Below are 287 nucleotides of genomic sequence, written 5' to 3'. Positions count from 1 at the left end.
CACCGCGCCAGGTCACCGGTCCGGTACATCCGCTGCCCGGGAACGAACGGACAGGCCACGAACCGCTCCGCCGTCAGATCCGTGCGCCCCAGATACCCGCGCGCCAGGCCGGGACCCGCGAGATACACCTCACCCACCATGCCGGGGGCCACCGGGCGCAGGAAGTCGTCCAGCACGAAGACGCGCGTGTTCGCCAGGGGACGGCCGATGGCCGGCGGCGCGTCCTCGGGCGTGACGCCCTCCGCGATCTCCACCGCAGTCGCCATCACCGTGGCCTCGGTCGGACC

Annotated in this window: 1 protein-coding gene; it reads right to left on the bottom strand. The window is 73.2% G+C overall.

Features of this window, described 5'->3' with window-relative positions:
• Positions 1 to 287, bottom strand: a 287-nt coding sequence (locus tag ACTT8P_RS38590) for an AMP-binding protein (RefSeq protein ID WP_442836450.1), incomplete at both ends; no start/stop codon positions are given.

Origin of the sequence: Streptomyces sp. JW3 (assembly GCF_052216785.1) — a bacterium.
In the GTDB taxonomy this organism is placed as follows: domain Bacteria; phylum Actinomycetota; class Actinomycetes; order Streptomycetales; family Streptomycetaceae; genus Streptomyces.
This window is presented reverse-complemented; position numbering and strand designations above follow the sequence as displayed.